Annotated in this window: 6 protein-coding genes and 1 pseudogene; 5 read left to right on the top strand and 2 right to left on the bottom strand. The window is 74.2% G+C overall.

From position 1 onward, the window contains the following. The 4 genes and pseudogenes from WDV06_RS07420 to moeZ all read left to right on the top strand — a co-directional run. Positions 1-500 (top strand): annotated as a pseudogene (locus tag WDV06_RS07420) (hypothetical protein); the annotation flags it as partial. 78 nt (positions 501-578) lie between these two features. Further along, positions 579-1595: an NAD-dependent epimerase/dehydratase gene (locus WDV06_RS07415; protein ID WP_395508830.1), complete on the top strand. Its 1017-nt coding sequence runs from the start codon at positions 579-581 to the stop codon at positions 1593-1595. Beyond that, positions 1583-2338 (top strand): spherulation-specific family 4 protein, encoded by a 756-nt coding sequence (locus WDV06_RS07410; protein WP_395508829.1) that lies wholly within the window; start codon positions 1583-1585, stop codon positions 2336-2338. Before WDV06_RS07415 ends, WDV06_RS07410 begins: the two co-directional genes overlap by 13 nt. Before the next feature lie 63 nt (positions 2339-2401). Further along, positions 2402-3580: an adenylyltransferase/sulfurtransferase MoeZ gene (moeZ, locus tag WDV06_RS07405; RefSeq protein WP_045950911.1), complete on the top strand. Its 1179-nt coding sequence runs from the start codon at positions 2402-2404 to the stop codon at positions 3578-3580. Here moeZ and WDV06_RS07400 read toward each other — a convergent pair. Next, a complete protein-coding gene (locus WDV06_RS07400) occupies positions 3577-5181 on the bottom strand; it encodes an alpha/beta hydrolase (RefSeq protein WP_395508828.1) in 1605 nt (534 codons plus the stop codon). The two genes, moeZ and WDV06_RS07400, sit on opposite strands and share 4 nt — an antisense overlap. A 564-nt stretch (positions 5182-5745) precedes the next feature. Further along, positions 5746-8541 (bottom strand): lysylphosphatidylglycerol synthase transmembrane domain-containing protein, encoded by a 2796-nt coding sequence (locus WDV06_RS07395; protein WP_395508827.1) that lies wholly within the window; start codon positions 8539-8541, stop codon positions 5746-5748. Between the two features lie 110 nt (positions 8542-8651). On the opposite strand from WDV06_RS07395, the gene WDV06_RS07390 reads away from it, so the two are divergent. Next, positions 8652-9008 carry an MGMT family protein gene (locus tag WDV06_RS07390; RefSeq protein WP_395508839.1) on the top strand — a complete coding sequence of 119 codons (357 nt, stop codon included), beginning with the start codon at positions 8652-8654 and terminating at the stop codon, positions 9006-9008. Positions 9009-9191: the final 183 nt, after the last annotated feature.

Below are 9191 nucleotides of genomic sequence, written 5' to 3'. Positions count from 1 at the left end.
CGCTGGTGTGGCCCGGGCGGGTCGCCGGCGGGCGGTTCCCCGCCACCGCCCACCTGCTCGCCGCGGCCGCCGCCGGCTGGGCCGCCCACCGGCACGGGCCGGCCCTCGGCGCGGCCCTCGCCCTGGCCGTGGCCCCCGGCCACCTCACCGCCGCCCTCTACGCCGCCCGGGCCCGGCGGCGGCTCGCCGGGAGCCGGGCACTGGACGAGTTCGGCGCCGGGGCCCGGCCCCTGCTGGCCGGAGCCCTCCTGCTGTTCACCGCGGCCGCCACGGGGGCCGCCGCGCTCGCCGGAGCCGGCCGGGCGACGGCGGTACCGCTCGCGGTGCTGCTGTTCCTGGCCCGGCTCCTCCTGCGCCACGGCGCCCACCGCGCACCGGTGGCCGCGGCCCTGGCGCTCGCCCTGGTCCCCGCCCCGGCCGCGGTGTACGCGGCCGTCGCGGCACTCCTCGTACACGCCTTCCTCGCGCTGTCCCGTGCCTCCGCACACGCGCGTCCCTGAGCGCCGTACCCCTGCACAACGACAACTCACCAAGGAGAAAAGGATGACCGGCCAGCCAACCAACCGAGGGGCCGCGCGATGAGGGTGCTGCTGATCGGAGCCAACGGTTACCTCGGCCGCTACGTCGCGGACCGGCTGCTCGCCGACCCCGCCGTCCAGCTCACCGCGCTGGGCCGGGGCGACGACGCCGACGTCCGCTTCGACCTCGCCACCGGCAGTCCCGGCGCCCTCACCCGGTTCCTGGACGCCGTCCACCCCGGCGTCGTCATCAACTGCGCGGGCGCCACCCGCGGCGGGGCCCGCGAACTGACCCGCCACAACACCGTCGCGGTCGCCACCATCTGCGAGTCCCTGCGCCGCAGCGGCTGCGGGGCCCGGCTCGTCCAGCTCGGCTGCGCCGCCGAGTACGGGCCCAGCCAGCCCGGATCGTCCACGGCCGAGGACGCCGTCCCGAGACCCGGCGGACCGTACGGGGTCAGCAAGCTCGCCGCCACCGAGCTGGTGCTCGGCTCCGGACTGGACGCCGTCGTGCTGCGGGTGTTCTCGCCCGTCGGCCCCGGCACCCCGGCCGGGTCCCCCCTCGGCCGGCTCGCCGAGGCCATGCGGCGCGCCATGCAGTCCGGGGACGGCGAGCTCAAGCTCAGCGGGCTCGGCGTGCAGCGCGACTTCGTCGACGTGCGGGACGTGGCCCGGGCCGTGCACGCCGCCTCGCTGTCCGCCGCCCAGGGCGTCGTCAACATCGGCACCGGCCGCGCGGTCCGGCTGCGCGACGCCGCGGCCGTGCTCGCCCGGGTCGCCGGGTACGGCGGCGCCCTCAACGAGCTCGACGTCCCGCACGGCGGCCCGCACAACACCCCGCAGCACGGCCACCCCGGCCGCCCGCAGGGCCTCGCCGGCATCGGCTCCCCCCGCTCGGAGGCCACCGCCGAACAGCTGGCCACCGCGGCCCCGCAGCCGTTCCCGTACCCCGACGGCTGCGGCGCCTGGCAGCAGGCGGACGTCCGCACCGCCCGGGACCGGCTCGGCTGGCGGCCCCGGATCAACCTGGAGGAGTCCCTCGCGGACATCTGGATGGAGGCGGCGTGCCGCATCTGACCACCCCGCCCGGGGCCACGGCGGCCGCCGCGACCGAGTCCGGCCGCCTGGGCCTGGGCATCCCCGGCTACGCGCACCCGCTGCTCGCCCCGGTGGAGTGGGCCGAGCTCACCCGCCCCGGCACCCCCCTGCACTGGGCCGTGCTCAACGTCTCCGCAGGCCCCGGCGGCCGCCCCGACCCGCACTGCACCGAGGCGGCCGCGAAGCTCCGCGGGGCGGGCGGGACGGTCCTGGGCCACCTCGCCCTGCGGCGCGGCACCCGGCCGTTCGGGGAGCTGGTCTCCGACGCCCACCGCTTCCGGGACTGGTACGGCGTCGGCGGCTTCTACCTGGCCGAAGCCCCCGCGGACCGCTCCGAACTCGCCGGGGTCCGCCGGCTCACCGACGCCCTGCGCGGGCTCGGCCACGAGCTGCGGATCGTGCTCGGACACGGCACCCATCCCTGCGAGGCCTACCTGGAGGCCGCCGACCAGCTGGTCACCTTCGCCGGGGCCTGGGCCGACTACCGCTGGTCGCAGGTGGCGGAGTGGACGGCCGACCACCCGCCGGAGCGGTTCTGCCACCTGGTCCACGGGGTGCCCCGCACGCACCTGGACGAGGCGGTCCGCATCGCCCGCTGGCAGGGCGCCGGGACCATCTGGTTCACCGACCGGCGCGCGACGCCCGACCGGGACCCGTGGGAGTCGATGCCCGCCTACTGGGACGAATTCGTCTCACGTATCGGACCGGGTGTCTCGGAATGAAGAAGGGCGTGGCAGTGTTACGGAAAGAACCACCGTTCAGACTTACCCATCTACGGAGTCCCCGTGTCGCTGCCACCCCTGGTCGAGCCAGCTGCTGAGCTCACCGTTGACGAGGTCCGTCGGTACTCCCGCCACCTGATCATCCCGGACGTCGGGATGGACGGCCAGAAGCGCCTGAAGAACGCCAAGGTGCTGGCCGTGGGCGCGGGCGGCCTCGGCTCGCCCGCCCTCATGTACCTGGCCGCGGCCGGCGTCGGCACCCTGGGCATCGTGGAGTTCGACGAGGTCGACGAGTCGAACCTGCAGCGCCAGATCATCCACAGCCAGTCGGACATCGGCCGCTCCAAGGCCGAGTCGGCTCGCGACAGCGTCCTGGGCATCAACCCGTACGTCAACGTGGTCCTTCACGAAGAGCGGCTCGAAGCCGAGAACGTGATGGAGATCTTCAGCCAGTACGACCTCATCGTCGACGGCACGGACAACTTCGCCACGCGCTACCTGGTCAACGACGCCTGCGTGCTGCTGAACAAGCCGTACGTGTGGGGTTCGATCTACCGCTTCGACGGCCAGGCCTCCGTCTTCTGGTCCGAGCACGGCCCCTGCTACCGCTGCCTCTACCCGGAGCCCCCGCCGCCGGGCATGGTCCCGAGCTGCGCCGAGGGCGGCGTCCTCGGCGTGCTCTGCGCGTCCATCGGCTCCATCCAGGTCACCGAGGCCATCAAGGTCCTCACCGGCGTCGGCGAGCCGCTCGTCGGCCGCCTGATGATCTACGACGCCCTGGAGATGCAGTACCGCCAGGTCAAGGTCCGCAAGGACCCCGACTGCGCGGTCTGCGGCCCGAACGCCACCGTCACCGAACTCATCGACTACGAAGCCTTCTGCGGCGTCGTCTCGGAGGAGGCCCAGGAGGCCGCCGCCGGGTCGACGATCACTCCCAAGCAGCTCAAGGAGTGGATCGACGAGGGCGAGAACATCGAGATCATCGACGTCCGCGAGAAGAACGAGTACGAGATCGTCTCGATCCCCGGCGCGAAGCTGATCCCCAAGGGCGAGTTCCTGATGGGCACCGCCCTCCAGGACCTGCCGCAGGACAAGCGGATCGTCTTGCACTGCAAGACGGGTGTCCGCAGTGCGGAAGTCCTCGCGGTCCTGAAGAACGCGGGCTTCGCGGACGCCGTCCACGTCGGCGGCGGCGTGATCGGCTGGGTCCACCAGATCGAGCCCGAGAAGCCGGTCTACTAGGCCTGTCCCGGAGGGGTCGTACCGCTCGGCGGTACGGCCCCTCCGTCGTTCGCGCCGGGGGTGCACACGGCGTTCGCGCCCGGCACCTTCCCGTCCAGCAGGTACGCGTTCACCGCCCGCTGCACGCACGCGTCGCCGCTGTTGTACGCGCCGTGCCCCTGCCCCTTGAACGTGAGCTCCACGCCCACGCCCTTGCCCAACCGCTCCACCATCTTCCGCGCGCCCTCGTACGGGGTCGCCGGGTCGCCGGTGTTGCCGACCACCAGGATCGGCGCCGAACCGGGGGCGGAGACGTCCGGCGTCTGCCAGGCCCCGGCCACCGGCCAGCCCGTGCAGCTCATCAGTGCCCAGCCCAGGAAGTCCCCGAAGACCGGGGAGGCCTTGCGGAACTCCGGCAGCTTCGCCTTGGTCTCCTCCAGGCTGTAACGGTCCTTCGAGTCGGCGCAGTTGATGGCCGTGTTGGCGGCGCCGATGTTGCTGTAACGGCCCTGCTGGTCCCGGCCGTTGAGGGCGTCGGACAGCGCCATCAGCAGCTGCCCCTGGCCGCCCTCCGCCTCGTCCAGACCCTGCTCCAGCAGCGGCCAGAGCTCCTTCGAGTACAGGGCCTGGGCGATGCCGTTCGTCGCCATCGTCTCGGTGAGCATCCGGTCGCCGATGCCGGGGATGGGCTTGGCCGCCAGCTGCTTCTGCAGCTTGACGATGTTGTCCTCGATCTCCTTGGCGGTGGTGCCCTGGATCCGGCACTGCTCCCCCCGGTCCACGCAGTCCTGGGCCCAGTTGCCGAGGGCCAGCTGGAAGCCCTTCGCCTGGCCGAGCGCGCCCTGCTCAGAGTCCTTCGTCGGGTCCACGACCGCGTCGAAGACGGCCCGGCCGACGTTCTTCGGGAAGAGGTGCGCGTAGACCCCGCCCAGCTCGGTGCCGTAGGAGATGCCGAAGTAGTTCAGCTTCGGGTCGCCGAGGGCCTGGCGGATCCGGTCCAGGTCGCGGGCGGCGTTCTCGGTGCCGACGTACGGGAGCACCTTGCCGGAGTTCGCCTGGCAGGCCCGCTGGTACGTGCGCAGGGCGTCGGTGAAGGCCTTCTCCTGCTCGGGGGTGGCGGGGGAGGAGTCCTGGGCGTAGTAGGCGTCCAGCTGCCTGTCGTTCTCGCAGAGCACCGGCGCGCTGCGGCCGACGCCGCGCGGGTCGAAGCTCACCAGGTCGTAGCGGTCCCGCAGGGCGGCGTAGTCCTTCGCGGCGCCGGGCAGGGTGGTGATCCCGGAGCCGCCGGGGCCGCCGAAGTTGAACACCAGCGAGCCGAGCCGCTCCTTCGGCTTCCTCGCCTTCGCCCGGATCAGGGCGAGGGGGATCGTCTCCCCCTCGGGCTTGGCGTAGTCGAGCGGCACGTCGAGGGTCGCGCACTGCCAGTCCGGGGGCGGCGCCTGCCCTCCGCCCTCGGCGGCGTCGGGGGCCGCGCACTCCCCCCACACCAGGGGTTTGGTCTCCGCGGTCGCCCCGGCCGGGGCCTGCTTCGTACCGCCGCTGCCGGCGGAACAGGCGCTGGTGGTGAGCAGCGCGGCGGCGAGGGCGGCGGCGGCGGTGGTCCGCGAGGCGATCGTGGGCATGTCCCCATCGTGGGCGCCCGGCCCGTGCGCCGCCCGCTGACGGTCCAGGCGGGTGACTGACGCGCCCGGCCCGGCTCCCCTCCGGGGCGCCCGGAGGGATCTACGCCACCTCCGGGACGCCCCGGGCCGCCGCCCTCGTAGGCGGCTCCGCACAGGCAGAGGCGGGGGAGCTGCGCGGCGGCCCGGCGGATGCGGGCGACGCGGTCCCGGTGGCCGACGGTGTACTGGAGCAGTCCCCGGTCCCGGCGGGTGACCCGGGCCGCGACGGGCTCGCCCAGCGGCCCCGCCGCCCGGTGGGGTTCGCCGGCGGCGCGGCGGACCGGCTCGCCGTCGGGGAGCTCCCGGCGCGCCTCGTCGCCGATCCGGCCGACCGAGGCCCGCAGTACGAACGCAGCGTGCGGCCGTCCACGGGCGGGACGAGGAAACCGTCGCCCTCCGGGAGTCGGTGCGCGCGGGCGCGGGAGAAGGCGCGCGTACGGGGTCCGGGGCGGAGCCCCGGGTTTCGCGGCCCCGCCCGCGTGCGGGGACGGGTTCCGCGCAGCGCCCCCCCGCAACCCCGCGGAGCTAGATCGCTTCCTTGCGCGTCAGGTAGTTGAACGAAACCCACCCCGGCAGCACCGGCAGCCAGAACGTCATCAGCCGGAACAACAGCACCGCGGAGATGGCCACCTCCTTCTCCAGCCCCGCCGCGATCAGCCCCAGCGTCAGCGTCGTCTCGACCGCCCCGATGCCGCCGGGCGTCGGCGCCGCCGAACCCAGCGCGTTGCCCGCCAGGAAGACCACCGCGATGCTCGCGTAGCTCAGCGTGTCGCCGCCCCCGAAGGCACGGATCGACGCGTCCAGGCACATCACGAAGCAGCCGGTCAGCAGCAGCATCCCGCCGATGCCCGTCATCAGCTTCTGCGGCCGCTGGAGCACGTCCAGCATGCGCGGCACCACACCCGCGAACAGCGCCCGGACCCGCGTCACCACGAACTTCCGCAGGAACGGCACCGCCGTGACGACCAGCACCAGCACCGCCACCGTCAGCAGACCCGCGATGACCGTCCTCGACGGGGTCATCTCCGGGGTCTTCTCGGTGCCCGTCAGGTAGCCGAACGACAGCAGCAGCAGAATGTGGCTGGCCAGCCCGAACAGCTGCGAGGCGCCGACGCTCGCCACCGCCAGCCCCGGCCGCACCCCCGCCCGCTGGAGGAACCGCGTGTTCAGCGCGACGCCGCCGACCGCCGCCGGGGCCACCAGCTTCACGAAGGACCCCGCCACCTGCGCGACGACCGTCCGCAGGAACGACACCCGCTCGGGGACGAACCCCAGCAGGCTCATCGCCGCCGCCACGTACGTCAGCGCGGAGAACGCCAGCGCGGCCCCCACCCAGCCCCACTGCGCCTCGCCGACGATCGTCGCGAAGTCGACGTGGGCCAGCTGTGTGAGCAGGAAGTACGCGCCGAAGGCCCCGGCGATGAACGACACCAGCGTCCGCGGCCGGATCCGCTCCAGCCGGGCCGGCTCCACCGGCGCCTGCGGGCGGATCAGCAGCACCTGCTTGCGGATCTGGCTCAGCAGGTCCTCCTCCCGCGCCCCTTCCAGCGCGTCGTCCAGCGCCTTCTTCTCCGCCTTGCGCTCCGCCGCCGCCGAGGTCCCGGAGGCCCCGGCCGTGCCCGCCGCCGCCTCGCGGGCCGCCTTCGCCGCCCGCGAGGACTCCAGTACGGCCTCCCGCTGCCGGTCGGCCCGCTCCCGGGCCAGCTTGCGCAGCGTCGCCCGGGTGGAGCGGCTCAGCGCGATCGGCTGGAGCAGCGGCAGACAGTCCGCGACCGTGTCCGGGCCGAGTACCGACACCGCCGAGGCCACCGACCGCTCCGCGCCGACCCGCAGGCCCAGCGTGGTCAGCAGCTGGGCCACGTCCATCCGCAGCACCAGGTCGCCGGCCGCGATCTCACCGCCCCGCAGGTCGGTCAGGACGACCTTGCCGGAACGATCCACCACCAGTGCGTCACCCGTGAGCCGGCGGTGCGCGATCCGGCGGGACTGGAGGGCCCGTACCTGCTCCCACGCGTTGCGGCTCAGGTCGTCGGTGATCTCCTCGTCGGACAGGGCGTCGAGGGTGCGCCCGCCCAGGTGCTCGTAGACCAGCATCACGGCGTCCGGGCCCAGCTCGGACGTGGCGATCAGCTTCGGCGCGTTCGCCCCGGCCGCGATCGCCGCGTACGCGAGGAGGGCCTCCTGCTCCAGGGCCTGCCGCAGCGACTGGATGCTGCGCCGGGTGGTGATCCCGCGCAGGGTCAGCCGCCGCCAGACCCGGTAGAAGAACCCCTGCGCCTGCTGCTCGCGGTCCACGACGGTGACGTCCAGCGGCGGGCCGTCCTCCAGCGTGACGTGGTAGCGCCTGCCCCGGTCGCCGGTCTCGGCGGCGTCCCCTTCGGGCGCCTCCGCGCGCATCGCGCTGACCGGCTGGAAGCCGACCCGCCGCAGCCCGGCGAGGAGGTGCTGCCCGGTGGGGCGGACGTTCGGCGAGCCGACCGCGTACAGGGTCCCGTACGCGACGCTCCAGCCGATCAGCACGGTCAGGATGATCGAGAAGGGGGTGGTGTAGCCGCCGACCAGCATCGCGAAGGCGTCCAGCAGCAGCACCACCCACAGCGCGACCCGCCAGCGCGGCCGCCGCGTCATCCCGACGGCCGTCATATACGCGATCACCGGCGCGAGGTAGCCGTGCACCGGGTCGGTGAGCGCCCCGTCTCCGGCGGAGCGGGTCAACGCCTCCTGGATGGTGTCGGCGGCGCCCTGGGAGACCCACAGGTCGATCCCGAGGGTGACCCCGTGCGCGAGGACGGCGGCCAGGACCCCGTCGGCGATGCGCAGCCCGTCGCGTTTGACCAGCCGCTCGATGGCGAAGGCGACGGGGACGAGGAGCACCGCGATGCTCGACACCAGACCCGCGACCTTGATCAGCACGTCCGGCGCCTGGCCGGTGCCCTTGCTGATGTCGGCCTCCAGGCCCACCGTCGTGCCGTGCGCGAAGGCGGCGATGCCGAGGACGACCGCGATGCCGAGGAGGCCGACGAGGAGGCGTACGAGGTCGGAGGGGCGGTGCACGCGGGCGGCGAGCAGCGGCTCGTCCACCTGGACGCGGTCGGCCGCGGTCGGGGTGTGACCGGGCGGGTCGTCGGGGTGCGGGTCGTGCGGGCGCCGCTCCGCGGGGGGCGGGTCCCCGGCGGGGCGCGCGTGTGCGTCCCCGGCGGGCCGCGCACCGTCGGGCGCGTCCTTGTCCGGGCGGGCGTCCCCGCCCGTTCCCGCACTGTCCGGAGGGCTCACACCCCGCTCCTTCGCCGTCACTTCCGTCTCTTCTTGATCACGTATCACCAGTCACCGCCCGGAAGATGGTGGCACGGACCGGCGGCCCAGCGGGGCATCAGGGTGCGCGGCGGTATGGAACCGAAGCTTCCGACGTGCCGCCCGGAGCGTCCGGCACCATGGGCGGAATGAGCGGAGAGCTGCCCGCGTACGCGGAGCGGGTACTGGAGGTGGCCGAGCGGATTCCGCCCGGCCGGGTGATGACGTACGGCGACGTCGCCGAGTGGCTCGGCGAGGGCGGACCGCGCCAAGTCGGGCGCGTCATGGCCCTGTACGGAGGAGCCGTGCCCTGGTGGCGGGTGGTGCGCGCCGACGGCGTCCCCCTGCCCGGGCACGAGCGGCGGGCGCTGGAGCACTACCGCACCGAGGGCACCCCGCTGCGCGAGACGCCCTCCGGCGAACCCCGGCTGGCCATGCGGCGGGCACGCTGGGACGGGCGCGGGCAGGGCTCCGGAGGCGACGAGGCTCACACCTGACAGCTTCGGCCATCCGGAATCCGGACGGGCACCCGAAGGCCCGTACGGGGGACGGCCCGCGGGCCCTGCGGGGCGACGTCCGGGCCCACCGGGAGGAACTGCGGCGGCCCCGCCGGTTGCCGTAGCGTTGCCTCTTCGGCTTCGGCGCCCGCGCCGTCCGTCCCGCTGACAGCACCCGCAGAC

Origin of the sequence: Streptomyces racemochromogenes, assembly GCF_044129415.1 — a bacterium.
GTDB classification, from domain to species: domain Bacteria; phylum Actinomycetota; class Actinomycetes; order Streptomycetales; family Streptomycetaceae; genus Streptomyces; species Streptomyces racemochromogenes_A.
This window is presented reverse-complemented; position numbering and strand designations above follow the sequence as displayed.

Excerpts from the sequence above, each read along its gene's own strand:
- WDV06_RS07400 (WP_395508828.1), bottom strand. The coding sequence starts at position 5,181 with ATGCCCACGATCGCCTCGCGGACCACCGCCGCCGCCGCCCTCGCCGCC.
- WDV06_RS07390 (WP_395508839.1), top strand. The coding sequence starts at position 8,652 with ATGGGCGGAATGAGCGGAGAGCTGCCCGCGTACGCGGAGCGGGTACTG.
- WDV06_RS07415 (WP_395508830.1), top strand. The coding sequence starts at position 579 with ATGAGGGTGCTGCTGATCGGAGCCAACGGTTACCTCGGCCGCTACGTC.